This is a genomic window from Pseudonocardia ammonioxydans, from assembly GCF_900115005.1.
Classification (GTDB): Bacteria; Actinomycetota; Actinomycetes; order Mycobacteriales; family Pseudonocardiaceae; genus Pseudonocardia; species Pseudonocardia ammonioxydans.
This window is the reverse complement of sequence record NZ_FOUY01000014.1, coordinates 44,486-69,163: the sequence shown is the minus strand read 5'-3', so window position 1 is coordinate 69,163 and position 24,678 is coordinate 44,486. Positions and strand designations below refer to the sequence as shown.

Here is a 24,678-nt window from a genome sequence, read left to right as displayed (position 1 = left end):
GCGCGCACGGCATCTGCACGTGTGACCACCGGACCCGGCACCTCCCACGGCGGCGGCGGTGCCGGGTCCGGCCGGGTGAGCGGATCCCCGTCCCGGCGCCCGGCCTACCCTCGGGGCGTGACCGGATCGACCGCTGCCCAGCTCACCGTCGCGGCCCGCGCCGCCGTCGCCCCGTTCCACGTCATGGACGTGTGGGCGGCCGCTGCCGAACGGGACCGCACGCACGGCGACCTGATCAACCTGTCCGCGGGGCAGCCGTCCACCCCGGCGCCGGAGCCGGTCCGCGCCGCGGCCGTCGCGGCGCTGCAGAACGAGGTCCTCGGCTACACCGTCGCGCCGGGCATCCCGGAGCTGCGCACGGCCGTCGCCGGGCACTACCGCCGCACCCGCGGCGTCGAGGTGGACCCGGCCGACGTCGTCCTGACCACCGGCTCCTCCGGCGGGTTCCTGCTGGCCTTCCTGGCCGCCTTCGACGCCGGGGACCGCGTCGCCATGGCCCGCCCCGGCTACCCGTGCTACCGCAACATCCTCTCCGCGCTGGGCTGCGAGGTCGTGGAGCTGCCCTGCGGGCCGGAGACCCGGTTCCAGCCGACCGTGCAGATGCTCTCCGAGCTCGACGAGCCGGTGAAGGGTCTGATCCTGGCCAGCCCCGCGAACCCGACCGGCACCGTGCTCGACCCGGCGGAGCTGGCCGCGCTGGCGGGCTACTGCGAGGAGCACGGCATCCAGCTGGTCAGCGACGAGATCTACCACGGCATCACGTTCCCGGGCAGCCCGGCGACGGCGTGCGCGTGGGAGACCTCCCGCGAGGCGGTGCTGGTGAACTCGTTCTCCAAGTACTTCTCGATGACCGGCTGGCGGCTGGGCTGGCTGGTGTGCCCGCCACGGCTGCGCCGCACCGTCGAGGGCCTGGCCGGCAACTTCACGGTCTGCCCGCCGGCGCTGCCGCAGCACGCCGCGCTGGCCGCGTTCGACGAGGCGAGCTACGCCGAGGCCGACGCGCACGTGGTGCGCTACGGCCGCAACCGTGACCTGCTGCTGGCCGGGCTGCCGGAGATCGGCATCGACCGGCTGGCCCCGGCCGACGGCGCGTTCTACGTCTACGCCGACGTCGCGCACCTGCTCCGCCCCGGAGAGGACTCGATGGGGCTGACCTACCGGCTGCTCGCCGAGGCCGGCATCGCCGTCGCCCCTGGCGCCGACTTCGACCCGGTCGACGGCGGCGCCTACATCCGGTTCTCCTGCGCCGGGACGTCCGAGGGCATCACCGCGGCGCTGGAGCGGCTGCGCGCCTGGGTGTGAGCCGGGAGCGGCGCCGGGCCGGTCACAGCACGAGTTCGGGCTTCACCGTCGACGGCGTCCAGACCCGCTGCTTCCGTGCCGAGAGCGTCGCCACCGCCAACGCGGCCACGAACCAGGCGACGAGCACCGGGACGGCCGTCCCGACGACGCCGGTCAGCTCACCGCCGTACAGCAGGTGGCGCAGCGCGTCGACGGCGTAGCCCATCGGCAGTACGTGGTGCACCGGGTACAGCGGGTCCGGGATGGTCTGCCACGGGAACGTCCCGCCCGCCGACACCAGCTGCAGCACCATCAGCACCAGGCCGAGGAACTGCCCGACGCTGCCGAGCCAGGCGTTCAGGGCGTGCACGATCGCGGTGAAGGTCAGCGAGACCAGGCAGAGGAAGCCGAACGTCGCGACCGGGTGCACCGGGGTGATCCCCAGCCCGAACACGACGATCGCGTACATCCCGGCCACCTGCAGCATCCCGAGCAGACCGGCCGGGAGCCAGCCCCCGAGCGCCACCCGCAGCGGGCTCTGCCCGGCCGCGATCGCCCGCCGCGACAGCGGCTGCAGCAGCAGGAACAGCACGTAGCCGCCGATCCAGGTGGCCAGCGCCATGAAGAACGGTGCCAGTCCCGCGCCGTAGGTGTCGGCCTGGGAGTGCGCGACGTCGCGGGTCGCGACCGGGTCGCCGATGGTCCGCGCGGTGGCGTCGCGGACGTCCGGGGAGGGGTTCGGGATCTGCCCGAGCCCGTCGGCGAGCCCGTCGCGCAGCTGCCCGGCCCCGCCGGCGAGCTCGGCGGTGCCCGAGTCCAGCCGGTGGGCCCCGTCGGCGAGCCGGTCCGTGCCGTCGACGGCCGTGCGCTCGCCCTCGGCCAGCCGGTCCGCCCCGGCCTGCAGCGTCGTCGCCCCGGTCGAGAGCGCGTCGGCGCCGTCGGAGAGCTTCCGGACGCCGCCGGACAGCTCGGACGCACCGTCCCGCAGCGTCCCGGCGCCGTCGGCGGCACTCGCGATCCCGGTGCTCAGCTGCGGGGCCGAGGCGGCGAGCCGCTCGGCGCCGTCGGCGACCCGGTCCGCACCCGATCCGAGCCGGTCGAGCTGGGAGGAGACCTCCTGGACCCGGGTGGTGCCCTGCTCGAGCGGCTGCTTCGCCTCCGACAGCACGGCCAGGGCCGCCTGGACCTGCTCGTCGGTGAACCCGCGTTCGCGCAGGCCGGCGGCGATCGTGCCGTCGGCGGCGTCGAGCTGTGCGGCCAGCTCGGCGCTCGTCTGCGCGACCCGGTCGCCGGCGGCGGCGACCTGCGCGTTGCCGTCGGCGACCTGGCGGGCCCCGTCGGCGAGCTCGCGGGACTGCTGCGGCAGCTGCGTGGTCGCGTCCCGCAGCGTGCCGAGCCCGCTCGCGAGCTCGCCGGCGCCGGAGTGCAACCGGTCGGCGCCGGTCGCGGCGGTCCCGGCCCCGTCGGCGAGGGTCGTCGCCCCGGTCGCGAGCTCGCCGGCGCCACCGGAGAGCTGCTCGGCCCCGTCGAGCAGCCGGCGCTGCCCGGACGCGAGCTCGTCGGCACCCCCGGCGAGCTGCTCGGCCCCGTCGTGGGCGCGGACCGCCCCGTCGGCGAGCTCCCCGGCGCCGTCGGCCGCCTCCCGGGTCTTCGTGTAGATCGTCGAGAAGCCGGTGAGGAAGTTGTCCGCCGCCTCGGTGCCGACCTGCTGGGCCACCGACTCCTTGACCCGGCCGGTGACGGTGTCGGCGATCGTGCGCACCAGGTAGTTGTTGGCGTCGTTGGTGGTCAGCACGAGCACGCCCTGGCGCGGGGCGAAGTCGGCCGAGGACCGCAGCGCCGCGGTGAAGTCCTGCGGGATCGTCAGGGCGAAGGTGTAGTCGTTGTCGCGCACACCGCGGTCGGCCTCCGCCGCCGGGACACGGTGGAAGTCGAACGAGCCGGACTCCTCCAGGCTCGTCGCGACCTCCTGCCCGACGTTCTGCGGGGCACCGTCGGCGTCGGTGCCACCGGTGTCCTCCACGACGAGCGCGGCCGGGACCTTGTCCAGACGGGAGTAGGGATCGGCGTTGGCGTAGAGGTAGAAACCCGCGTACAGCATCGGGATCAGCAGCAGCGCGAGCACCGCCAGGACCGGCAGGCGCCCGGCGGTGATCCGCCGCAGCTCGCTGATCGCCATCCGGATCGCGCTCATCGGGTCGGCTCCGGGTCATCGAGGTCGGCCGGGTGCTCAGGGGCGGCCGGGCGCTCGGGGCCGGCCGAGTGGGCGGGGGCTGCGGACACGTCGGGAGCGGCGGGCCTGCCGGGTGGCGGAGACCCGTCGGGCGGCGGAGACCCGTCGGGTGTGGCCGGCTCGTCGTCCGGTTCGCCGGGCACCACGGTGAGTGGCCCGGTCGGGTCCTCCGGGCGCGCGTGCCGGCCCGCCGGTTCACGCACCGGCAGCGGGTCGGCCGCACCGAGCCGGGCGGCCGGGACCCCCAGCAACGCGGCGGACGCCTCCGTGCAGGTCACGACGACGGTCGCGCCCGCCGCCGCGTGCACCCGGGCCGTCTGCCACCAGGTCACCGGGGTGCCGCCGTGCCGGTCCGGTGCGGTGAGCACCAGCACCCGGACCCCGGGGCGGTACGCGGCCAGCTCGGTCATCAGCGCGATCCGCACCGGGGCGGGCACGTCCTCGAACCGGGTCCGCGCCCACTGGCCGGCGCCGCGCTCGGTCAGCCACGCCACCACCGCCCGCGGCAGCGTCCCGCGGCCCGCCATCGCCAGCTCCTCCCCGACGACGGTGCGCAACGGCAGCACCGGGTCGGGCTCGCTGACCCCAGGGGTGTCGACGACGGCGACCGCGCGCCGCAGCCGGGCCGGGGAGCTGTCGCCGTCGAGGGTGACCCGGCCGTGGGTGGGGTGCATCCGCCCGGACAGCGCCAGGGCCAGCGCCGTGTGCCCCGTCCCCGGGGCGCCCGCGACGAGCAGCACCTGGCCGGGTGTTGCGTGCAGCGAGGTCGGGGTCAGCAACGGGCCGTGTGCCCCGTCGACGGCGAGTCCGTCGGCGACCAGGCCGTCGGTGACCGGGCCGTCGGTGACCGGGCCGTCGGCGACCGGGCCGTCGGTGACCGGACCGTCTGCGCCCGGGCCGTCGGGAGCCGGCGCGGCGGGAACAGGGACGTCCGGGGCCGGGCCGGTGTGGACTCCGTCGGCGGCAGAGCCGGCGGCAACGGAGTCACCGGCGACCGGGCCGCGGTCTCGATCGTGCGGGGTGGGCTCGGACGGGGCCGGGTCCCACCGGGCCGGATCACGCGGCGCCGGACGGTCGTGGGCGGGTGGGGGCGGGCTGGTCATGGCGGTCCTGCGGTTCGGTGGCGCGCGGGGCCGGCGGAACCGCGGATGCGGTCCCGCCGGGTCACCGGCGCCGGGATCCGGGTCGGGCCACCGGCGACGACGGCGGGGAGGCACGACGACCGGTGGCACCGGACTCCGAGCGGCGCCGGGACGCTCCCATCGTCGGCGGAAGCCGGCCCGGCATCCGCTACGACATCCGGCCGCAGCCCAGTGTGGACCCGATCGTGCAGACCGACTTGACCTCACACGACATCGACTTGACCCGGCGCGACACTGTGATACGCGGCTCCGCCGCCCGTGAGTGGTTGTCGCGGTCCGAGCCGCGATAACCACTCACGGGGTCAGCCGAGGGCGGTGCGCGCGGGCCGTTCGGGCTCGTCCGGCCGGGAGAACTGGGCGGGCGGCCCGCCGGGTGATCCGGTGCTGGCCGGGCCCACCTCGCCGATCCGGTCCAGCGCCGCCGTCAGATGCTTCTCGGTGACGTCGCGGTGGGTCATCAGGCGCAGCTTGCCGCCGATCGCGCCGGCCATCACCCCGGCCTCACCGAACGCGGCGATCGTGCCACGCAGGTCCGCCACGTCGACCAGCACGATGTTGGTCTGCGGCTCCCGGACCCGCCAGCCCCGCTCGCGCAGCCCGGCGGCGAGCCGGGTGGCGAGCGCGTGGTCCTCGGCGAGCCGCTCGGTGTTCTCGAGCGCGACCAGGCCGGCCGCGGCCATGATCCCGCCCTGCCGGACACCGCCACCGAGCATCTTGCGCAGCCGCCGGGCGTGCTCCACGAACTCCGACGACCCGGCGACGACCGAGCCGACCGGTGCGCCGAGACCCTTGCTCAGGCAGACCGACACGGTGTCCGCGCCGACCGTCAACGCCCCCGGCGGCACCCCGAGGGCGACGGCGGCGTTCCAGAGCCGGGCGCCGTCGAGGTGCACCGCGAGCCGGGCGGCGCGGGCCGCCGCGGCGACGGCCGCGTGCTCCTCGGGGGCGGTGACCGTCCCGCCCGCGGCGTTGTGGGTGTTCTCCAGGCACAGCAGCGCGCAGTGCAGCGCCGTGTAGGAGCCGTAACCCTGGTCCGGGTCCAGCCCGGCCGCCCGCCGGACCGCGTGCGGCGTGACCTTGCCGGGCCCGCCGTCGTGCGGCAGCGGCCGCGGCATCCCACCGGCCAGCCAGGCCGCCGTGCCCAGCTCGAAGTCGAGGACGTGCGCGCCCTGCGGTGCGAGGAACGACTCCCCGCGCCCGAGCCGGCTCATCAGCGCGATGAGGTTCGCCATCGACCCGGTCGGGGTCCACAGCGCGTCGGCCGCGCCGAGCAGGCCGGCGACGCGCTCCTCCAGCTCGCGCATGGTCGGGTCGCGGTCGAGGACGTCGTCGGCCACCTCGGCGTCGGCCATCGCCTTGCGCATCGCCGCCGACGGGGCCGTGACGGTGTCCGAGCGGAGATCGATCGGCTCGTCGTCGGGGACGGCGGCACGCAGCGGGTTGCGGGGCGCTCGGCGGCTGCGAGGTGACGGACGCACACCCTCAGTGTCGTCCATCGGCGGCCCGACCGACACGGGTGGGTCACGAAAGGGTCACGGGACGGGCCTGACCCGCACGTCGCGCCGGGTGTGTCGGTCAACTCGCTCGGACGACGCGCCCACCGCGGGCAGGATGAGCCCATGGCCGCCCCGAAGCAGACCGAGAAGGGCGAGCGGCGACGGGCGCTGCTCGTCGCGGCCGCCGCCGAGCTCCTTGCCGAAGGGGGCTTCGAGGCGATCCGGCACCGGGCGGTCGCCGAGCGGGCCGGGGTGCCGCTGGCCGCGACCACGTACTACTTCTCGTCGCTGGACGAGCTCGTCGGTGCCGGGCTGGACAGGCTGGCCCGCGAGGAGCTCGCCGACGCCCGGGCCTGCCTCGACGTCCGGGACGACCCGCACGAGATCGTCCTCGACCTGCTGCTCGGGCCGCGTTCCCGGGCCGAGGGGCTCGACGCGGTGCTGCGGCGGTTCGAGCGGCTGATCGGCTCGGGCCGGCGCCCGTTCCTGGCCGGGCTGTTGCGCGATCAGCGGGTCGAGTTCGACGCCCTGCTCGACGAGGCGCTCACCCGGGTCACGGGGCGGCGGCCCGCGCCGGGGGAGGTGCGGCGGGTGACCGCGCTGGTCGACGGCGTCGTGCTCACCGCTCTGATCGAGGCCGAGCCGGACCCGCGCGGGATCGCCCGGGCGGCGCTGCGGGAGGCCGTCGCGGCGGTGTGACGCTGCACGGATCGGCGCTCCCACCCGCCGGTCGGGCCCCACCGGCGATTACCATCGCGCCACGTGATCCCCAACGTTCTCGCCGGCCGCTACGCGAGCCCCGAGCTGGTCCGCCTCTGGTCCCCGGAGTACAAGATCCAGCTGGAGCGCCGGCTGTGGATCGCGGTGCTGCGGGCCCAGCGCGACCTCGGTATCGACGTGCCGGAGCAGGTGGTCGCCGACTACGAGGCCGTCGTCGAGCAGGTGGACCTGGCCTCGATCGCCGAGCGCGAGCGGGTCACCCGGCACGACGTGAAGGCCCGCATCGAGGAGTTCAACGCCCTCGCCGGCCACGAGCACGTGCACAAGGGGATGACCAGCCGGGACCTCACCGAGAACGTCGAGCAGCTGCAGATCCGGCTCTCGCTCGAACTGGTCGCCGACCGCACCGTCGCGCTGCTCGCCCGGCTCGGCCGCCGCGCCGGCGAGTACGCCGAGCTGGTGATGGCCGGGCGCAGCCACAACGTCGCCGCGCAGACCACCACGCTGGGCAAGCGCTTCGCCACCGCTGCCGACGAGCTGCTCGTCGCGCACGCCCGGCTGGAGGACCTGCGCGCCCGCTACCCGCTGCGGGGGATCAAGGGCCCGATGGGCACCTCGCAGGACATGCTCGACCTGCTCGACGGCGACGAGGCGAAGCTCGACGCGCTGGAGGAGCGGGTCGCCGCACACCTCGGGTTCGCCACCGGGTTCACCAGCGTCGGCCAGGTCTACCCCCGTTCGCTGGATCACGACGTCGTCAGCGCGCTCGTGCAGCTGGCCGCGGCGCCCTCGTCGCTGGCGACCACGATCCGGCTGATGGCCGGTGCCGAGCTCGCCACCGAGGGCTTCGCCCCCGGCCAGGTCGGCTCCAGCGCGATGCCGCACAAGATGAACGCGCGTTCCGCGGAACGCATCAACGGTCTGATGGTGATCCTGCGGGGGCTGTCGGTGATGACCGCGGACCTCGCCGGGGCGCAGTGGAACGAGGGCGACGTGTCCTGCTCGGTGGTGCGCCGGGTCGCCCTGCCGGACGCCTTCTTCGCCCTCGACGGGCTGTACGAGACCGCGCTGACCGTGCTCGACGAGTTCGGTGCCTACCCCGCGGTGATCGCCCGCGAGCTCGACCGCTACCTGCCGTTCCTGGCGACGACCGCGGTGCTGATGGCCGCCGTCCGCGCCGGGGTGGGCCGGGAGACCGCGCACGAGGTCATCAAGGAGCACGCGGTCGCCGTCGCGCTGGCGATGCGCGAGCAGGGCCAGACCGACAACGACCTGCTGGCGCGCCTCGCCGGCGACGAGCGGCTCGGCCTGCCCGCCGGGACGCTGGACGGACTGCTCGACGACCCGCTCCGGTTCACCGGGGCGGCATCGGCCCAGGTCGCGGCCGTGAACGAGCAGATCGCCGGGATCACCGCCAAGCACCCCGAGGCCGCCGCCTACACCCCCGGAGGGATCCTGTGAGGCTCGTCCACTCCGGCAAGGTCCGCGAGCTCTACCTCGACGAGTCGGTGGACCCGGCCGAGCTGCTGCTCGTCGCCTCGGACCGGCTCTCGATCTACGACGTCGTGCTCCCCACACCGGTCCCGGACAAGGGCGCGATCCTCACGGCGCTCTCGCTGTACTGGTTCGAGCGGACCGCGGACCTGGTGGGAAACCACGTGCTCGGCACGCACGACATCCCGGAGGAGTTCGCCGGGCGCGCGGTCCGCTGCCGGCCGCTGGAGATGCTGCCCGTGGAGTGCATCGCCCGCGGCTACCTGACCGGCCTGGGCCTGAAGGAGTATCAGCGCACCGGGGCGGTCTCCGGGGTGACGCTCCCGGACGGCCTGGTCGAGGGGTCGAAGCTGCCCGAGCCGATCTTCACCCCGACCACCAAGGCGCCGGTCGGCGAGCACGACGAGTTCATGACCTTCGACGAGGTCGTGGCCCTGCTCGGCGCGGACACCGCGACCCGGCTGCGGGACCTGACCCTGGAGGTCTACCGCCGCGGCGCCGAGTCCGCCGCACACGGCGGGATCCTGGTGGCCGACACCAAGCTGGAGTTCGGCCGGGACACCGACGGCGAGATCGTCCTGGGCGACGAGGTGCTCACCCCCGACTCGTCGCGGTTCTGGCCCGCCGACTCCTACGAGCCGGGCCGGGTGCAGTACTCCTTCGACAAGCAGTACGTGCGCGACTGGTCCTCGTCGCTGGACTGGGACCGCACCGCGCCGGGGCCGGAGGTCCCGGACGAGGTGGTCACCGCCGTGCGGGACCGCTACACCGAGGTGTACGAGCGGATCACCGGGACGCCGTGGGTGTCGCCGTCGGTGTGACCGTGGCCCGTCCGGTCCGGGCGGCGACGGCGGCGCGGGCCATCCGGACCAGCGCGGCCGGGCCGTACCGGACACCGTCGCGGTAGGGGCCGTCCCCGCGCAGCGCCGCGTCGGCGCCCCCGTCGACGTGGACGATCTGCCCCACCGTGAACGCGTTCGCCGGGTTGAGGGTCCAGGCGATCGCCTCGGCGACGGCCTCGACCGGCCCCGGGAACCCGAGTGGCTGCGGGAGCGCCTCGGCGACGACCGCGGTCCGCACCGGATCCCCGAGGATCGACGCGCGGGCCGAGGCCGTGTCGACCACGCCCGGCGCGACCACGTTGAGCGGGACGCCGCTCCCGGCCCACGACGGGCCGGAGGCGTGCCGCCGGACCCACCGGTTCAGCGCGATCTTCGTCGAGCGGTAGACCGTGCCCCCGCGGCCCCACCGGGCGAGCCGGGCCGCCCGGGCGATCGCCCGCTGCTCGTCGCCGCGCAGACAGGCGCGGACGAGCGCGGAGTCCCCGTGGGAGAGCGCCGACGCGGAGGAGACGGCGACCGCGCGCGGTGCGGAGGAGCGCAGCAGGAGCTCGCGCAGGCCCTCCAGGACGGCGAGCGTGCCGAAGTAGTTGACCCGCACCGTGGCGGGGGACGGCGCACCGATCCCGGCGACCAGCGCGAGGCCGTCGATCCCCGCCGGCGCCCGCTCGTGCACCGCGGCCCGCAACGCCGCACGCCCGGCCGGTTCGGCGATGTCGGCACGGACATCGCTCCGGCCGGAGATCCCGCAGGTGATCACCCGCGCCCCGCGGTCGCGGAGCAGCTCCGCCGTCCGCGCCCCGATGCCGCTGTCCGCCCCGGTCAGCACGTAGACGCGGTCGGTGTGCTCGGCCATGTCGCCCCCTTGAACTCTCGATGCATTAATGCATTAATGCAGTAGTGCAGGAGAAAGTCGATACCGGGCTGCGGGAGCGGAAGAAGCGCGCGACCCGGGACGCGATCGTGGCCGCTGCGACCGAGCTGTACCTGGCCGACGGTCCGGCCCGGACCTCGGTCACCGCGATCGCCGCCGCGGCGGGTGTGGCCCCGCGGACGTTCTTCCTGCACTTCGCGTCCAAGGAGGAGGTCCTGTTCCACCACGTGGAGGAGTTCGCCGCCACCGGTGTCGCCCGGGCGCGCGCCGCCGACGGACCGTGGGAGGCCGTGCAGGCCGGGGTCGGCGCGATGATCGACGCCTTCACGACGACCGGTGCCGACCGGCTCGCGGGGTTGCGGGTGGAGCTGGTCGCGGCCGGGCCGCCCGCCTCGCTCGCCGTCCGGCTCGGCGCGGTGCACGACGACCTGCTCGTCGCGGTGTGTCAGCGGTTCCCGGGCGCCGACCCGGAGCGGTGCGCCGCGCACCTCGGCGCGGCACTCGGCGCGGTCGGGGCGGCCGCGGTCGCCACCGTCCGCGGCAGTGCAGCCCGCGACAGTGCAGCCCGCGACAGTGCAGCCCGCGGCGGTGCGGCCAGCGGTGGTGCGGCCAGCGGCGGTGCAGCCCGCGGCGGTGCGGCCAGCGGCGGTGCAGCCTGCGACAGTGCGGCCCGCGGTGGTGGGCCTGCCGGGACGGAACGGGCCATGCGAACGGCACTGGCACGCGCGGGGGCGGGCTTCCGGGAGCCGGAGCCCGCAGCCTGACGGTGCCGCTCCCGGTCAGGCGCCGTCGAGTGATACCAGCAGCGCCTGCGCGGTGGGGGCGTCGGTGACCAGCCGGTTGAACATGCCGGCCCGGGCCGCGCCGACGATGCTCGGCACCTTCTCCGGCCCCACGGCGACGGCGATCGTGCGCGGCACCTTGTGGAGCTGCCCGGGGGCGATCCGCACCATCCGTTCGCTGCCCGGGAAGTCGATCGGGTCGCCGTCCGCGCGGTAGAAGTTCAGGCAGACGTCCCCGGCCCCGGCGCGCAGGCCCTCGTCGTCCAGCGGGACCGAGGTGGAGATCGAGTCACGGCCGGCGGGCGGGGCGCCGACGCCGACCAGCGCCGCGTCCGCCCGGTTCCAGAACCCGGTGACCCGCTGGAACTCGGGGTCCTCGGCCAGGGTGTGGCGCATCGCAGGCGACGGCATCGCCTGGGTGAACAGGAAGTGCGGTCGGCCCTGCATCCGCTCGGCGACCGCCCGGGTGATCTCGTTCGTCTGGTGCCAGGCCTCCGGCTCGGACACCCCGCCGACGGTCGGGACGATCTCCAGGCCGGGCACCGCGGGGAGCGCCTCGTGGCTCAGCTCCCACACCGTGCGGCCGGACGACACCAGCAGCACGTCGCCGGCCTCGAGCCCGGCCTCGCGCAACGCCTCGCCGACCGGCTCGGCGAGCGAGGGGCCGAGATCGGTGGCGGCGAACGGGGCCAGCCACACCTTCTCGATCCCCAGCAGCTCGGCGAGCCGTTCCGCCTCGTCACCGCCGGTCCCCAGCGTGTCCGGGTCGTGCACGGTGATCCGCACGATCCCGATCCGCCGCGCCTCGGCGAGCAGCCGGGACACGGTCGGCCGGGACACCGCCAGCCGCTCCGCGATGCCGGCCTGGTTGAGCTCGTCCAGGTAGTACAGCCGAGCGGCCCGGTGCATCAGGGCCAGGTCGCGGCGGGTGAACTCGCGCGGCGCCATCGCCGGCCTCCTTCCGTCCGGAGGATCCTCGCAGAGCAGCGTACTGCACTTTTGTTCACGATGGAACCGATGTGTTGACAAATGTTCACGAGGGAACGCATGCTCAGAACATTCGCTCATGCAGTTGTTCGCATGGCACCAACGGAGGTACGCCGTGGCAGTCGCCGCAGAGATTCCCGCCCGGATGCAGGCCGTGGTCGTGCACGGTCCGGAGGACTACCGGCTGGAGGAGGTGGACGTCCCGAAGCCGGGTGCCGGCGAGCTGCTGATGCAGGTCGAGGCCGTGGGCGTGTGCGCCAGCGACCTGAAGTGCTACCACGGCGCCGCCAAGTTCTGGGGCGACGAGAACCGCCCGGCCTGGGCGCAGACCGGCGTGACCCCCGGCCACGAGTTCGTCGGCCGGATCGTCGACGGTGACGCGGAGGGCCTGGCCCTGCACGGCGTCGAGATCGGTGACCGGGTCGCCTGCGAGCAGATCGTCCCGTGCGAACAGTGCCGCTACTGCCTGCGCGGGCAGTACTGGATGTGCGGCCCGCACGACATGTTCGGCTTCCGCAACTTCAACGGCGCGATGGCCCAGTACATGGCCGTCCCGACCCGGGCCCGCGTGCACAAGGTCTCGAAGGACCTCGAGCCCGCCCACGCCGCGTTCGCCGAGCCGCTGTCCTGCGCGCTGCACGCCGTCGAGCGCGCCACCATCTCCTTCGACGACGTCGTCGTCGTGGCGGGCTGCGGCCCGATCGGCCTGGGCCTGATCGCCGGTGCCCGCGCCAAGAACCCGCGCCTGCTGATCGCGTTGGACCTCGACGACGACAAGCTCGAGCTGGGCCGCCGCACCGGTGCCGACCTGACGATCAACATCGGCACGGAGGACGCCGTCGCGAAGGTCCGCGAGCTGACCGAGGGCTACGGCGCCGACGTCTACCTCGAGGGCTCGGGTGCCGTCCCGGCCGTCGCGCAGGGCCTGAACCTGCTGCGCAAGCTCGGCACCTTCGTCGAGTACTCGGTGTTCGGCTCGGACGTGACCGTCGACTGGTCGATCATCTCCGACGACAAGGAGCTCGACGTCCGCGGCGCCCACCTCGGCCCGCACTGCTGGCCGGCCGCGATCAAGATGCTGGAGGACGGCAAGCTCCCCGTCGCCGACATCTGCACCCACCAGGTGCCCCTCGCGGAGTTCCAGAAGGCCCTCGACCTGGTCGGCGACACCTCGGGTGCGTCGGTGAAGGTCTCCATCCTCCCGAACGCCTGAGGGGAACACCGATGAGCAGCGCTGCCATCAACCCGTCCCAGGAGACCTTCCTGGACCGCATCGGCATCCCGCACTCGCTGCGCTGGGGTTTCCTCGGCGTGCTGGTCTTCATGACCGGCAACGGGACCGAGTCGAACTTCATCTCGCCGCACATCGAGACGGTCCTCGGCTCGCCCGAGGCCACCGTCGCCACGATCATCACGGCCTACAGCCTGTCCGTGCTGATCGCCAGTTACCTCTCCGGTGCGCTCGCCGACCTGTGGGGCCCGCGCCGGGTGATGACCCTCGGCCTGGTCGTGTGGGTCGTCTTCGAGGTGCTGTTCCTGCTGAGCCTGCAGCTGGGCAGCATGCCGCTGGTCGCGCTCACCTATTTCCTGCGCGGCTTCGGCTACCCGCTGTTCGCGTTCGCGTTCCTGGTGTGGATCAACGTGGTGATCCCGTACGAGCGCAACGGCGTCGCGGTCGGCTGGTTCTACGTCATGTTCACCGGCGGCCTGCCCACGCTGGGCTCGCTGTTCGCGCTCGGCATGATCCCGGCCTTCGGCGGGTCCACCGGCGGTGAGACCGCCGCGATGATCGGTTCCACGGCGCTGGTCGTGCTCGGCTACCTGATCGCCCGGTTCGGGGTGAAGGAGGAGCACGGGGACCGGCGGCTGGCCCCGGCCGGCGAGTCGAGCGCCCAGGTGATCACCGCGGGCCTGCGGCTGACCGCGAAGAACCCGAAGATCCTGATGGGCTTCCTGGTCCGGCTGATCAACACCGCTCCGCAGTACGGCATGTTCATCATCCTGCCGACGGTGATCGCCGTCGACCTCGGCTGGGGACAGAGCCGCTGGCTGACCATGACCGTGTTCGTCTACGCGACCAACATCGGGGTCAACGCGCTGTTCGGCTGGATCGGTGACAAGTGGGGCTGGCGCCGCACGGTGCAGTGGTTCGGGGTCTTCGGCTCCGCGATCGGCCTGCTGCTGTGGTGGTACGTGCCGCACGCCGTGCCGGCCGGCTCCACCTGGGGCTTCTGGGTCTCGGTCGCCGCGGGCTGCGTGTTCGGCTGCCTGCTCGCCGGGTTCGTCCCGATGGGCGCGATCATGCCCGCGCTGGCACCCGACCACAAGGGAGCCGCGATGGCCATGTACACCACCGCCGCCGGTGGTGCCGCCTTCCTGGGCTCCGGTGTGGTCGCCCTGATGCTCGCGATCGGCACCGGCAACGTCGGTGTGGTGTGGGCCTTCGTGGTCCTCTACGCCGCCGCCTTCGTGATGGTCTCGTTCCTCGACGTCCCGCAGGACGCCGAGGAGCTCCGCGAGACCGAGGCAGCCCACTAGCCGGAGCCCACCCAGCAACACGGCCCGGACGGCCGCGACCCGGCCCGCCCGGACCCGTCCCGAGGAGGGGACATGACCAGGATCTTCGACGACCCGGCCGAGTTCGCCGACGACCAGCTCGCCGGCTTCCTCGACCTCTACGCCGACCGTGTCCGAGGGGTGCACGGCGGGGTGGTGTCCCACCGCGGCGGGCAGCCGCAGGTCGCCGTGGTGATCGGCGGCGGGTCCGGGCACTACCCGGCGTTCTGCGGCACGGTCGGGCCCGGCCTGGCCACCGGCGCGGTGGTCGGCAACATCTTCACCTCGCCGTCGGCGGCCCAGGCGTACTCGGTCGGCAAGGCCGCGGACCAGGGCCGCGGCGTGATCTTCAGCTTCGGCAACTACGCCGGCGACAACATCAACTTCGGGATCGCGGCCGAGCGGCTGCGGGCCGAGGGCATCGACGCCCGGATCGTCGTCGTCACCGACGACGTCGCCTCCGCCGACGACGAGGACCAGCGGCGCGGCATCGCCGGCGACTTCACCGTGTTCAAGGCGATGGGGGCCGCGGCGGCCCAGGGCCTCGGCATCGACGACGTCGAGCGGATCGGGCGGGCGGCGAACGCCGCCACCCGCACCCTCGGCGTCGCGTTCTCCGGCTGCACGATGCCCGGCGAGGGCGAGCCGCTGTTCTCGGTGCCCGAGGGGCATCTCGGCCTCGGCCTGGGCATCCACGGCGAGCCCGGCATCCGCGACGTGCCGATGCTCCCGGCCCGCGAGCTCGCGGAGCTGCTGGTCGACGAGGTGCTCAAGAACGCACCGGCCGGTGCCGGTAGCAGGGTCGGCACGATCCTCAACGGACTCGGCACGACCAAGTACGAGGAGCTGTTCCTGCTCTGGGGTCACGTCGCGAAGCGGCTGCGCGAGGCCGGTCTGGAGATCGTCGACCCGGAGGTCGGTGAGCTCGTCACCAGCCTCGACATGGGCGGCTGCTCGCTGACCCTGATGTGGCTCAACGACGAGCTCCACCCGCTGTGGCGGGCCGACGCCTACACCCCGGCCTACCGCAAGGCGGGCGCCCCGCTGGCCGCGCTGCGCGCGCCGACCGCCGACGAGCTCGCCGAGGCACAGGCCGTCGTCACGGCGCCCGAGGCCGGGGAGGCCGGACGCCGGTTGGCCGGGACCGTCCGCTCCGCCCTCGCGGCGATCGAGGCGACGATCCGCGAGCACGAGCACGAGCTCGGCCGGATCGACGCCGTCGCCGGGGACGGCGACCACGGCCGCGGGATGCTCAAGGGCATCACCGCGGCCACCGCCCGGGTCGCCGCGGTCGGGGCGGACGCCGACCCGGGTGGCGGCTGGCTGCTCCAGCAGGCCGGGCAGGCGTGGGCCGAGCGGGCCGGCGGCACGTCCGGGGTGCTGTGGGGCGCCGCGCTGGAGGCGCTCGGGCGCCGGCTCGGCGACACCGCCGAGGCCTACCCGGCGTCGGAGGTCGCCGCCGGGGTGCGCGAGTTCGCCTCGACGATCCAGCAGCTGGGCGGGGCCCGGCCGGGCGACAAGACCCTGCTGGACAGCCTGCTGCCGTTCGTCGACGAGCTGGAGCGCCGGGTGGCCGGCGGCGAGGAGCTCGCCCCGGCATGGTCCGCCGCCGCGCAGGTCGCGACGGAGCGGGCACAGCAGACCGCCGAACTGCGGCCGAAGGTCGGGCGGGCCCGGCCGCTGGCGGAGAAGAGCGTGGGGACCCCCGACGCGGGGGCGATCTCGATGGGACTGGTGGTCACCGCCGTCGGTTCCGTGCTGAAGGCCGTCGGTTCAGGAGTGGAGGAGGACGCGTGAACGACACGCTGCGCATCGTGGTCGGCGCCGACGACGCCGGCTTCGACTACAAGGAGAAGCTCAAGGCCGACCTGCAGGCCGACGACCGGGTCACCGAGGTGATCGACGTCGGCGTCGGGCCGGACGGGCACACCACCTACCCGCACATCGGCGTCGCCGCGGCCCGCAAGGTCGCCGACGGCGAGGCCGACCGGGCGCTGCTGGTCTGCGGCACCGGTCTCGGGGTCGCGATCTCGGCGAACAAGGTGCCGGGCATCCGGGCGGTCACCGCGCACGACCCGTTCTCGGTGGAGCGCGCGATCAAGTCGAACGACGCGCAGGTGCTCTGCTTCGGACAGCGGGTCGTCGGGATCGAGCTGGCGCGCAAGCTGGCGTCGGACTGGCTGGACCACCGGTTCGACCCGAACAGCGCCTCGGCGGCCAAGGTCGCCGCGCTCGACGACTACGACCGCCGCGACGGCGAGCCGCTCGCCGAGGCGCAGAAGGTCGGGACGGACTGCTGATGTTCGACCTGACCGACCGGGTCGCGCTCGTCACCGGCGCGGCCTCCGGGATCGGGGCCGAGGTCGCGTCCGCGCTGGCCGCGCAGGGTGCCCGGGTCGCGGGCGCCGACCTGGCCGAGGTCACCGGGACCGCCTCGGCGCACCGGGTCGACGTCGCCGACCCGGACGCCGCCGAGGCCTGCGTGCGCGAGGTCGTCGACCGGCACGGCCGGCTCGACGTCCTGGTCAACTCGGCCGGGATCGCGCTGCTCGCCCCGGCCCTGGAGCTGGGGATCGAGGACTGGCGCCGGACCCTCGACGTCAACCTCACCGGGTCCTGGCTGATGGCCCGCGCGGCCGGCCGGGTGATGGTCGAGCAGGGCCACGGGCGGATCGTGAACCTGGCCTCGCAGGCGGCGAGCAGCGGCCTGGAGAAGCACGCGGCGTACTGCGCGTCGAAGGCCGGGATCAACGGCCTCACCCGCACCCTCGCCGTCGAGTGGGGGCCGCACGGGGTGACGGTCAACGCCGTGTCCCCGACGGTCGTCCTGACCGAGCTGGGCCGGCGGGCCTGGGACAACCCCGCCGGTGAGGCGCACCGGGCGGAGATCCCGGCCCGCCGGTTCGCCGAGCCGTCGGAGATCGCCGCGGCCGTGGTGTACCTGGCCTCCGGCGAGGCCGCGATGGTCAACGGCGCCGAGCTGAAGGTCGACGGCGGGTTCACCGCGCGCTGAGCGCCCCCGGCGGGGTGGCGAACCGGCAGGTGCTCGTCGCCCCGCCGTGGCACGGGGTTCACCTCGGTCCGGCTCAATGGAGCCATGAGCACGCTGCTGGTGTCGCTGTCCGGCCTGACCGACGGCGACGACGCCGACCGGGCCCGCGCCGCCGCGTTCGCCGCCGAGCTGGACCGCCGCGGCGTGCCGCTGACCCACCTCGTGCAGCCCAAGGGCCCGGACGGGTCGGGCGCGGCGCGGGCACTGCAGCGCGGTGACGCGCTGGTCCGCTGGATCGCCGGCCGGGTCCGTGCCGGTGACGACCTGCTGCTGCACGGCTACGACCACACCGCCGACCCGGTCGGCGCCTGGCAGTACGGCACCGTCCCGCGGCTCGGCCGGCGCACCGAGTTCGGTGCGCTGCCCCGGCACGAGGCGGGCCTGCGCCTGACCGGCGCCCGCCGCATCCTCACCGCCACCGGGCTGTCCACCGACGGGTTCGCCCCGCCCGGCTGGACCGCGTCGGGTGGCACCCTCGAGGCCCTGGCCGAGCACGGCTTCGCCCTCTGCGCCGACGAGACCGCCCTGCGTCCGCCGGGTGGCCCGGCGCTGCGCGCCAAGGTGCTGACCTTCCGCAGCTCCGAGCCGTGGCTCGGTGACCGCACGGCCGGGGACCGCCGCCGTGGCCGGGCGCTGGTGCAGCAGGTCGTCCGCACCGCCCAGCGGGGCGGGACCGTGCGCCTGGCGGTGCGGGCGAAGGACCTGCGCAGGCCGCACCGCAGCGCCGCCGTGCTCGCCGCGGTCGACGCCGCCCGGACCGCCGGTGCGGTGCCCGCGGTGCACCGTGGCCTGTTCCGGGCCGCGGCGCCCGCCGCCTGAGCGGGGCCGTTGCAGACCAACCGGCGAAGGGCCCGGTTGTCCACAGTGTGTGCGTCCTGTGGACAACCGGAGCCGCTCGGCCGGACTACGGGTGCGGGTGCGGCCGGCGCTCGCCCAGCACGCAGAACTCGTTGCCCTCGGGGTCGGCGAGCACGGTCCACGGCTCGTCGGCGTCCTGACCGACGTCCACCCGGGTCGCACCCAGCATGAGCAGCCGCGCGACCTCCGAGTCGCGCACGCCGTCCGGGCGCAGGTCGATGTGCAACCGGTTCTTCGTCCGCTTCCCCTCCGGCACCGACAGGAAGAGCATGCCGGGGGTGACGCCCTCGGACGGCTGGATCTCGAACTCCTGCGGGGAGGCGTTCACGACGACCCAGTCCATCGCCTCGGCCCACCAGCGGCCCAGCCGTACCGGGTCGCGGGCGTCGACCACGACCTGCTCCCAGGTCATCGCCATCAGACGCCGACCGGGCTCTCGCGGTCGGGGACGAGCAGCTCGGTGCCCGCCGGGCGGAGGTTGTCGAAGAACCGGTAGTGCATCGCCGGGTCGGCAAGGGTCTGCTCGTGGATCGGGACGACCCGGCGCGGCGCCACCGCCCGCAGGTAGTCGACGGCCTCGGAGACCTTCAGCCACGGTGCCCCGGTCGGGAGCAGCAGCGTCGCGAGCTCGTCGAGACCGGGCGGGACGTAGGCGTCGCCGGGGTGCAGCAGCGTGCCGTCGACGAGGTAGCCGTTGTTGGCGACCAGCGGGATGTCCGCGTGGATCTGCGCATGCTCCCCGGAGCCGACGACGGCGATCTCGGCGCCGCCCAGTGCCAGCCGGTCGCCCGGCGCCACGGTGCGGGTGTCGATCCCGTCGAGCTGCTCGGCGGTCTGGCCGTCGGTGACCAGGGCGGCGTCCGGGTTGGCGCGGAGCAGCGTGCGCAGCTTGTCCGCGTCGACGTGGTCGAAGTGCTGATGGGTGATCAGGACTGCGTCGAGCCCGTCGAGGGACTCGAAGCCGGAGGAGAACGCGCCGGGGTCGAACAGCAACCGGGCGGCTCCGGTGTCGACCAGGACGCAGGCGTGACCGTAGTGCGTCAGGTGCATGGGTCCAGCATCCCCGTTCTCCGGTGGTGTCGTCCGGGTGGGTGACCCCGCGAGTCCGTCACCGCGGCGATGAGAATCGCCCGGCCGTGCGGTCCACCGGACATGGACACGCGCACCCTCCGGCTCGACGACGCCGACCTCACCTACGACCTGCACGGACCCGACCCCGCGCCGGGGCAGCGGCCGCTGCTCGCGGTCGGCCAGCCGATGGACGCCACCGGCTTCCGCACCCTCGCCGCCCACCTGCCCGACCGTCGCGTCGTCGGCTACGACCCGCGCGGGCTCGGACGCAGCGCCCGGCGCGACGGCCGCACCGACCACGATCCGCGCGTGCAGGCCGCGGACCTGCACGCGCTCATCGGCGAGCTCGGGGGCCCGGTGGACGTGTTCGCCAGCAGCGGGGGAGCGGTGACGGCGCTGACGCTGGTGGAGACCCGTCCCGGCGACGTCCGGGTGCTGGTCGCGCACGAGCCGCCGCTGATCGGTGAGCTCCCCGACGCCGAGGCCGCGCACCGCGCCTGGCAGGGCGTTCGCGAGGCCTACGAGACGAAGGGGTGGGGCGCCGGGATGGCCGCGTTCATCGGGTTCACCTCCTGGAACGGTCCGTACACCGAGGAGTACCTCGCGGCGGCACCGCCGGACCCGGCGCAGTTCGGTCTGCCCGCGGAGGACGACGGTTCCCGCGACGACCCGCTGCTCTCCGACCGGTCCGCGGCCGTGTTCGGCGTCGTCCCGGACGCCGCGGCGCTCGCCGCCGCGCCGACCCGGGTGGTCCTCGCGGTCGGGGAGGAGACCGGCGACACGGTCACCGCACGGACCACGCGGGCCCTCGCCGCCCGGCTGGGGCAGGAGGCCGTGGTCTTCCCGAGCCACCACGGCGGTTTCGCGGGCGACGAGTTCGGCCACCCGGGCCGGCCCGCCGAGTTCGCCGCGCGGCTGCGGGAGGTGCTCGGGTAGCCGCTCAGCCGGTGGTGTGCGCCCGCAGCACGGCCCGCTCCTCGGCGGAGGTGAGACCGGCCCGGCGGTCCCGGTCCAGCCCGAGCGACCGCTCCCACGCCAGCGCCGCCCGCGCGGTCTCGGCGACCGGTCGGACGGTGAGCCCGGCGTCGAGGGTGTCGCGGACGTCGCGGTCGGCCAGGCCCCAGTGCGTCGGCGGCAGCCACAGCGGCAGCGACCGCGGGCCCGCCCAGATGCCGACGTCCTCGGACACCAGGGTCTCGGCGGGCACCCGGACGAGGTCGAGGTCCGGCGCGCCGACGGCCTCGACGACCTCCTCCAGCACCCGGGCCAGGGTCGAGCGCGGGCCGGTGCCGTCGTAGGTCCCGATGGTGCCGGCCTCGGCGCACCGCACGATCCACGCCGCGAGGTCGCGGACGTCGACGAGCTGCATCGGGTGCCCGGGGGCGTCGGGCACCACGGCCTGCCCGCCGCGGGAGAACCGGTTCGCCCAGTACCCGAAGCGGTCCAGCACGTCACCGTGGCCGCAGATCAGCCCGCCCCGCACGATCAGCGCCCGCTCGCCGGCCCGGTCGCGCACCGCGTCCTCGCTGCCGACCTTGGCGGCGCCGTAGACCTCGGGATCGGTGAGGTGCACCGACGCGTCCGGGGTCCCGTGCAGCGGGGGCAGCGTGGCCTGCCCGACGGTGCCGCCGCGCCGCGCCAGGTCGGCGTAGGCGTTGAGCGACGACACGAACGTCCAGTGCCCCGCCCGGTCGGCCAGCACGTCGAGGGCCTCGCGCACCCACGGCGCCGACATCGTCGCGACGTCGACGACGGCGTCGAAGGCCTCCCCGCCCAGTGCCGCCGCGAGCGAGCCCGGCTCGGACCGGTCCGCCTTCACCGCCGCGGCGCCGCGCGGCGGGTCGCCGGAGATCCCGCGGGACACACAGGTCACCGCGTGGCCCGCGGCCAGCGCCACCTCGGCGACGGCTCGCGAGAGGAACACCGTCCCGCCCAGGACCAGGATGCGCATACCCGATGGTGAGGCCCGGCACGTCGAGCTGTCACCCCCCGCGCCGTACCCTGAGCGGCGTGGCCAGAGTGGTGGTGGACGTGATGCCCAAGCCCGAGATCCTCGATGTCCAGGGTCAGGCCGTGACCCGGGCGCTCGGTCGGATCGGGGTGTCCGGGGTGAGCGGTGTGCGGCAGGGCAAGCATTTCGAGCTCGAGGTCGACGACGCGATCGACGACGAGACCCTGCACCGGCTCGCCGGTTCGCTGCTGGCGAACCCGGTGATCGAGGACTGGACGGTGACCCGGCTGTGAGCAGTGCCGCCCCCAGGGTCGGTGTGATCACCTTCCCCGGCACCCTCGACGACGTCGACGCCGCACGCGCGGTCCGCCGCGCCGGCGCCGAGGCCGTGCCGCTCTGGCACGGCGACCACGACCTGCGCGGGGTGGACGCCGTCGTCGTCCCGGGCGGGTTCTCCTACGGCGACTACCTGCGGGCCGGCGCCATCGCGTCGCTGGCCCCGATCATGCGCGAGGTCGTCGACGGCGCCGGGCGCGGACTGCCGGTGCTCGGCATCTGCAACGGCTTCCAGATCCTCTGCGAGGCGCACCTGCTGCCGGGGGCGCTCATCGCGAACGCGGGGATGCACTTCCTGTGCCGGGACGTGGTGCTGGGCGTCGAGAACGCCCGGACCGCGTGGACGCGCGACTACACCGCGGGCGACGAGCTGCTGGTCCCGCTGAAGTCGCAGGAGGGCCGCTACGTCGCCGACGCCGCGACCCTCGACGAGCTGGAGGGCGAGGGCCGGGTGGTGTTCCGCTACCGCGACGGCGCCCCCAACGGTTCCTCGCGCGACATCGCCGGGATCACCAACGCCGCCGGCAACGTCGTCGGCCTGATGCCGCACCCGGAGCACGCGACGAGCGGGCTCACCGGCCCGTCCTCCGACGGTCTGGGGCTGTTCACCTCACTGGCGGCGCAGGTCGCCGCCTGAGGTGGTGAGTCGGGTCTCGGGGGCCGTCGGTCCCCGCAGCGGGCCGTCTACCCTGGCGCCGTGACGCAGCCCCAGGTGACCGTCGACTCCGTCTCCCACGCCGAGACGACGCCGGACGAGCCGCAGCCCTACCGGGAGCTGGGCCTCAAGGACGACGAGTACGCCCGCATCCGGGACATCCTCGGCCGCAGGCCCACCGACGCCGAACTGGCCATGTACTCGGTGATGTGGAGCGAGCACTGCTCGTACAAGTCGTCGAAGGTGCATCTGCGCTACTTCGGCGAGACCACCACCGACGAGATGAAGCAGGCGATGCTCGCCGGCATCGGCGAGAACGCCGGCGTGGTGTCCATCGGCGACGGGTGGGCGGTGACGTTCAAGGTCGAGTCGCACAACCACCCGTCCTACGTGGAGCCCTACCAGGGCGCCGCGACCGGTGTCGGCGGCATCGTCCGCGACATCATGGCGATGGGCGCGCGCCCGATCGCGGTCGGCGACCCGCTGCGCTTCGGCCCGGCCGACGCCGACGACACCGCCCGGGTACTGCCGGGCGTCGTGGCCGGCGTCGGCGGCTACGGCAACTGCCTCGGCCTGCCGAACGTGGCCGGTGAGGTCGTCTTCGACCCCTCCTACGCGGGAAACCCGCTGGTCAACGCCCTGTGCGTGGGGGCGCTGAAGAGCGAGGACCTGCACCTGGCGTTCGCCTCCGGCACCGGCAACAAGATCATCCTGTTCGGTGCGACGACCGGGCTCGACGGCATCGGCGGGGTCTCCGTGCTCGCCTCGGAGACCTTCGACGAGGCAGCTGGCGGCAGCGGCCGCAAGAAGCTGCCCAGCGTGCAGGTCGGCGACCCGTTCACCGAGAAGGTGCTCATCGAGTGCTGCCTGGAGCTGTTCGCGGCCGGGCTGGTCGTCGGCATCCAGGACCTCGGGGGCGCCGGGCTGTCCTGCGCGACCAGCGAGCTGGCCAGCGCCGGCGACGGCGGCATGCAGGTCGACCTCGACCAGGTCCCGCTGCGCGCCACCGGGATGACCGCCGCCGAGATCCTCTCCTCGGAGTCGCAGGAGCGGATGTGCGCGGTCGTGAAGCCCGAGGACGTGGAGGCGTTCCTCGAGGTCTGCCGCAAGTGGGACGTGCTGGCCAGCGTCATCGGTGAGGTCACCGAGGGCGAGCGCCTGGTGATCACCTCCGGTGGCGAGACCGTCGTGGACGTGCCGCCGCGCACCGTCGCCCACGAGGGCCCCGTCTACCAGCGCCCGGTGGCCCGCGACGATGTCCGGCAGGACGCGCTGACCGCCGACGGCCCCGAGCGGCTGCCCCGCCCGGAGACCCCGTCCGAGCTGCGCACCGAGGTCCTGCGGATGGCCGCGGCGCCGAACCTGGCGTCCCGCTCGTGGGTCACCTCCCAGTACGACCGCTACGTGCGCGGCAACACCGTCGCCGCGCACGGGGCCGACGCCGGCGTGGTCCGGGTCGACGAGGAGACCGACCGCGGGATCGCCGTGGCGACCGACTGCAACGCCCGCTTCGTCGCGCTCGACCCCTACACCGGCGCGCAGCTCGCGCTGGCCGAGGCCTACCGCAACGTCGCCACCTCCGGGGCGGTGCCGCTGGCCGTCACCGACTGCCTGAACTTCGGCTCGCCGGAGGACCCGCACGTGATGTGGCAGTTCCAGGAGGCGGTGCGCGGTCTCGCCGACGGCTGCGCGGTGCTCGGCACCCCGGTCACCGGCGGCAACGTCAGCTTCTACAACCAGACCGGCACGACCGCGATCCTGCCGACCCCGGTCGTCGGTGTGCTCGGCGTGATCGACGACGTGACGACCGCGGTCCCGTCCGGGTTCGCCGGCGCCGACGGCGACGCCGTGATCCTGCTCGGCACGACCGCGGCCGAGTTCGGCGGCTCCGAGTGGGCGCACGAGGTGCACGCCCACCTCGGCGGGCGCCCGCCGGCGGTCGACCTGGAGCACGAGCGCCGGCTGGCCGGGCTGCTGGCCGCGGCGGGCGCCGACCGCACGCTCACCGGCAGCCACGACCTCTCCGACGGCGGCCTGGCCCAGGGCCTGGTCGAGTCCGCCCTGGCCGCGGGCCACGGCGCCCGGATCGAGCTGTCCGGCGTGCACGACGACGCGTTCACCGCCCTGTTCGCGGAGTCCGCGGGCCGGGTGCTGGTCACCGTCGCGGCCGGGGACGCCGACGCGTTCCTCGCCCGTGCGGGCGAGGCCGGGGTGCCTGCCGCGCGGATCGGGGAGACCGGCGGCGCGGTGCTGCACCTCGGCGACGGCGTGGGCGAGCTGGCCCTGGACGAGCTGCGCACCGCCTGGGAGGGGACGCTCCCGGCACGCTTCGGCCCGGTCTCGGTGTGAGG

At 74.6% G+C, this 24,678-nt stretch carries 23 protein-coding genes; 15 read left to right on the top strand and 8 right to left on the bottom strand.

Annotated elements, in window-relative coordinates:
- Positions 1-117 precede the first annotated feature (117 nt).
- Positions 118-1,302, top strand: coding sequence for a pyridoxal phosphate-dependent aminotransferase (locus BM093_RS15195; protein WP_218162783.1), 1,185 nt, complete (start codon positions 118-120; stop codon positions 1,300-1,302).
- A 22-nt stretch (positions 1,303-1,324) separates the two neighbouring features.
- On the opposite strand, the gene BM093_RS37925 is transcribed toward BM093_RS15195, so the two are convergent.
- The 3 genes from BM093_RS37925 to BM093_RS15175 form a co-directional block, all read right to left on the bottom strand.
- Complete coding sequence (locus BM093_RS37925; RefSeq protein WP_093343362.1) at positions 1,325-3,475, bottom strand: YhgE/Pip family protein; 2,151 nt, start codon at positions 3,473-3,475, stop codon at positions 1,325-1,327.
- Complete coding sequence (locus BM093_RS37305) at positions 3,472-4,617, bottom strand: ATP-binding cassette domain-containing protein (RefSeq protein ID WP_245773535.1); 1,146 nt, start codon at positions 4,615-4,617, stop codon at positions 3,472-3,474. The genes BM093_RS37925 and BM093_RS37305 overlap by 4 nt, the downstream gene beginning before the upstream one ends.
- A gap of 341 nt (positions 4,618-4,958) precedes the next feature.
- Positions 4,959-6,092, bottom strand: a complete 1,134-nt coding sequence (locus BM093_RS15175; RefSeq protein WP_281248710.1) for a threonine aldolase family protein — start codon at positions 6,090-6,092, stop codon at positions 4,959-4,961.
- A 183-nt stretch (positions 6,093-6,275) separates the two neighbouring features.
- Here BM093_RS15175 and BM093_RS15170 point away from each other — a divergent pair, with 183 nt between their 5' ends.
- The 3 genes from BM093_RS15170 (at position 6,276) to BM093_RS15160 (ending at position 9,187) form a co-directional block, all read left to right on the top strand.
- Positions 6,276-6,851, top strand: a complete 576-nt coding sequence (locus BM093_RS15170; protein ID WP_093343356.1) for a TetR/AcrR family transcriptional regulator — start codon at positions 6,276-6,278, stop codon at positions 6,849-6,851.
- A gap of 63 nt (positions 6,852-6,914) precedes the next feature.
- Entirely contained in the window at positions 6,915-8,333 is a 1,419-nt protein-coding gene (gene purB / locus BM093_RS15165; RefSeq protein ID WP_093343353.1) for an adenylosuccinate lyase, read from the top strand.
- Positions 8,330-9,187 carry a phosphoribosylaminoimidazolesuccinocarboxamide synthase gene (locus tag BM093_RS15160; protein WP_093343351.1) on the top strand — a complete coding sequence of 286 codons (858 nt, stop codon included), beginning with the start codon at positions 8,330-8,332 and terminating at the stop codon, positions 9,185-9,187. Before purB ends, BM093_RS15160 begins: the two co-directional genes overlap by 4 nt.
- Here BM093_RS15160 and BM093_RS15155 read toward each other — a convergent pair.
- Positions 9,153-10,061 carry an SDR family oxidoreductase gene (locus tag BM093_RS15155; protein ID WP_093343348.1) on the bottom strand — a complete coding sequence of 303 codons (909 nt, stop codon included), beginning with the start codon at positions 10,059-10,061 and terminating at the stop codon, positions 9,153-9,155. The two genes, BM093_RS15160 and BM093_RS15155, sit on opposite strands and share 35 nt — an antisense overlap.
- Before the next feature lie 44 nt (positions 10,062-10,105).
- On the opposite strand from BM093_RS15155, the gene BM093_RS35975 reads away from it, so the two are divergent.
- Positions 10,106-10,843 (top strand): TetR/AcrR family transcriptional regulator, encoded by a 738-nt coding sequence (locus tag BM093_RS35975; RefSeq protein WP_093343344.1) that lies wholly within the window; start codon positions 10,106-10,108, stop codon positions 10,841-10,843.
- A gap of 15 nt (positions 10,844-10,858) precedes the next feature.
- On the opposite strand, the gene BM093_RS15145 is transcribed toward BM093_RS35975, so the two are convergent.
- Positions 10,859-11,809 (bottom strand): sugar-binding transcriptional regulator, encoded by a 951-nt coding sequence (locus BM093_RS15145; RefSeq protein ID WP_093343339.1) that lies wholly within the window; start codon positions 11,807-11,809, stop codon positions 10,859-10,861.
- Between the two features lie 154 nt (positions 11,810-11,963).
- On the opposite strand from BM093_RS15145, the gene BM093_RS15140 reads away from it, so the two are divergent.
- The 6 genes from BM093_RS15140 (at position 11,964) to BM093_RS15115 (ending at position 18,275) form a co-directional block, all read left to right on the top strand.
- A complete protein-coding gene (locus BM093_RS15140; RefSeq protein ID WP_281248709.1) occupies positions 11,964-13,061 on the top strand; it encodes an alcohol dehydrogenase catalytic domain-containing protein in 1,098 nt (365 codons plus the stop codon).
- 11 nt (positions 13,062-13,072) lie between these two features.
- Positions 13,073-14,386 (top strand): MFS transporter, encoded by a 1,314-nt coding sequence (locus BM093_RS15135; RefSeq protein WP_093343334.1) that lies wholly within the window; start codon positions 13,073-13,075, stop codon positions 14,384-14,386.
- Positions 14,387-14,458: 72 nt separating this feature from the next.
- Positions 14,459-16,201 carry a dihydroxyacetone kinase family protein gene (locus BM093_RS15130; protein ID WP_093343331.1) on the top strand — a complete coding sequence of 581 codons (1,743 nt, stop codon included), beginning with the start codon at positions 14,459-14,461 and terminating at the stop codon, positions 16,199-16,201.
- A complete protein-coding gene (locus BM093_RS15125) occupies positions 16,198-16,704 on the top strand; it encodes a ribose-5-phosphate isomerase (protein ID WP_093343328.1) in 507 nt (168 codons plus the stop codon). Before BM093_RS15130 ends, BM093_RS15125 begins: the two co-directional genes overlap by 4 nt.
- On the top strand, positions 16,704-17,417 hold the full coding sequence (locus BM093_RS15120) for a GolD/DthD family dehydrogenase (RefSeq protein ID WP_093343325.1): 714 nt from the start codon (positions 16,704-16,706) through the stop codon (positions 17,415-17,417). Before BM093_RS15125 ends, BM093_RS15120 begins: the two co-directional genes overlap by 1 nt.
- A gap of 84 nt (positions 17,418-17,501) precedes the next feature.
- On the top strand, positions 17,502-18,275 hold the full coding sequence (locus BM093_RS15115) for a DUF2334 domain-containing protein (RefSeq protein WP_245773534.1): 774 nt from the start codon (positions 17,502-17,504) through the stop codon (positions 18,273-18,275).
- 85 nt (positions 18,276-18,360) lie between these two features.
- Here BM093_RS15115 and BM093_RS15110 read toward each other — a convergent pair whose 3' ends face one another.
- Entirely contained in the window at positions 18,361-18,732 is a 372-nt protein-coding gene (locus tag BM093_RS15110) for a VOC family protein (protein WP_093343322.1), read from the bottom strand.
- Positions 18,732-19,364: an MBL fold metallo-hydrolase gene (locus BM093_RS15105; protein WP_093343320.1), complete on the bottom strand. Its 633-nt coding sequence runs from the start codon at positions 19,362-19,364 to the stop codon at positions 18,732-18,734. The genes BM093_RS15110 and BM093_RS15105 overlap by 1 nt, the downstream gene beginning before the upstream one ends.
- A 102-nt stretch (positions 19,365-19,466) precedes the next feature.
- Between BM093_RS15105 and BM093_RS15100 the strand changes: the two genes are divergently transcribed.
- The gene (locus BM093_RS15100; protein WP_093343317.1) at positions 19,467-20,321 is read left to right on the top strand and encodes an alpha/beta fold hydrolase; all 855 of its coding nucleotides are present in this window, start codon (positions 19,467-19,469) and stop codon (positions 20,319-20,321) included.
- 4 nt (positions 20,322-20,325) lie between these two features.
- Here the strand turns inward: BM093_RS15100 and BM093_RS15095 are convergent, their stop codons facing one another.
- A complete protein-coding gene (locus BM093_RS15095; protein WP_093343314.1) occupies positions 20,326-21,336 on the bottom strand; it encodes an NAD-dependent epimerase/dehydratase family protein in 1,011 nt (336 codons plus the stop codon).
- A 59-nt stretch (positions 21,337-21,395) separates the two neighbouring features.
- Here BM093_RS15095 and purS point away from each other — a divergent pair, with 59 nt between their 5' ends.
- From purS to purL, 3 genes are read left to right on the top strand one after another with little or no spacing between them, the layout of a single operon-like run.
- Positions 21,396-21,629 carry a phosphoribosylformylglycinamidine synthase subunit PurS gene (gene purS, locus BM093_RS15090; RefSeq protein WP_029239885.1) on the top strand — a complete coding sequence of 78 codons (234 nt, stop codon included), beginning with the start codon at positions 21,396-21,398 and terminating at the stop codon, positions 21,627-21,629.
- Positions 21,626-22,309 (top strand): phosphoribosylformylglycinamidine synthase subunit PurQ, encoded by a 684-nt coding sequence (purQ, locus tag BM093_RS15085; protein WP_093343312.1) that lies wholly within the window; start codon positions 21,626-21,628, stop codon positions 22,307-22,309. Before purS ends, purQ begins: the two co-directional genes overlap by 4 nt.
- A 60-nt stretch (positions 22,310-22,369) precedes the next feature.
- On the top strand, positions 22,370-24,676 hold the full coding sequence (purL, locus tag BM093_RS15080; RefSeq protein WP_177238493.1) for a phosphoribosylformylglycinamidine synthase subunit PurL: 2,307 nt from the start codon (positions 22,370-22,372) through the stop codon (positions 24,674-24,676).
- Positions 24,677-24,678 lie beyond the last annotated feature (2 nt).

Excerpts from the sequence above, each read along its gene's own strand:
- BM093_RS15130 (WP_093343331.1), top strand. The coding sequence starts at position 14,459 with ATGACCAGGATCTTCGACGACCCGGCCGAGTTCGCCGACGACCAGCTC.
- BM093_RS37925 (WP_093343362.1), bottom strand. The coding sequence starts at position 3,475 with ATGAGCGCGATCCGGATGGCGATCAGCGAGCTGCGGCGGATCACCGCC.
- BM093_RS15135 (WP_093343334.1), top strand. The coding sequence starts at position 13,073 with ATGAGCAGCGCTGCCATCAACCCGTCCCAGGAGACCTTCCTGGACCGC.
- BM093_RS37305 (WP_245773535.1), bottom strand. The coding sequence starts at position 4,617 with ATGACCAGCCCGCCCCCACCCGCCCACGACCGTCCGGCGCCGCGTGAT.
- BM093_RS15105 (WP_093343320.1), bottom strand. The coding sequence starts at position 19,364 with ATGCACCTGACGCACTACGGTCACGCCTGCGTCCTGGTCGACACCGGA.
- BM093_RS15155 (WP_093343348.1), bottom strand. The coding sequence starts at position 10,061 with ATGGCCGAGCACACCGACCGCGTCTACGTGCTGACCGGGGCGGACAGC.
- BM093_RS15095 (WP_093343314.1), bottom strand. The coding sequence starts at position 21,336 with ATGCGCATCCTGGTCCTGGGCGGGACGGTGTTCCTCTCGCGAGCCGTC.
- BM093_RS15110 (WP_093343322.1), bottom strand. The coding sequence starts at position 18,732 with ATGGCGATGACCTGGGAGCAGGTCGTGGTCGACGCCCGCGACCCGGTA.
- BM093_RS15145 (WP_093343339.1), bottom strand. The coding sequence starts at position 11,809 with ATGGCGCCGCGCGAGTTCACCCGCCGCGACCTGGCCCTGATGCACCGG.
- BM093_RS15120 (WP_093343325.1), top strand. The coding sequence starts at position 16,704 with ATGTTCGACCTGACCGACCGGGTCGCGCTCGTCACCGGCGCGGCCTCC.
- BM093_RS15115 (WP_245773534.1), top strand. The coding sequence starts at position 17,502 with ATGAGCACGCTGCTGGTGTCGCTGTCCGGCCTGACCGACGGCGACGAC.
- BM093_RS15100 (WP_093343317.1), top strand. The coding sequence starts at position 19,467 with ATGGACACGCGCACCCTCCGGCTCGACGACGCCGACCTCACCTACGAC.
- BM093_RS15170 (WP_093343356.1), top strand. The coding sequence starts at position 6,276 with ATGGCCGCCCCGAAGCAGACCGAGAAGGGCGAGCGGCGACGGGCGCTG.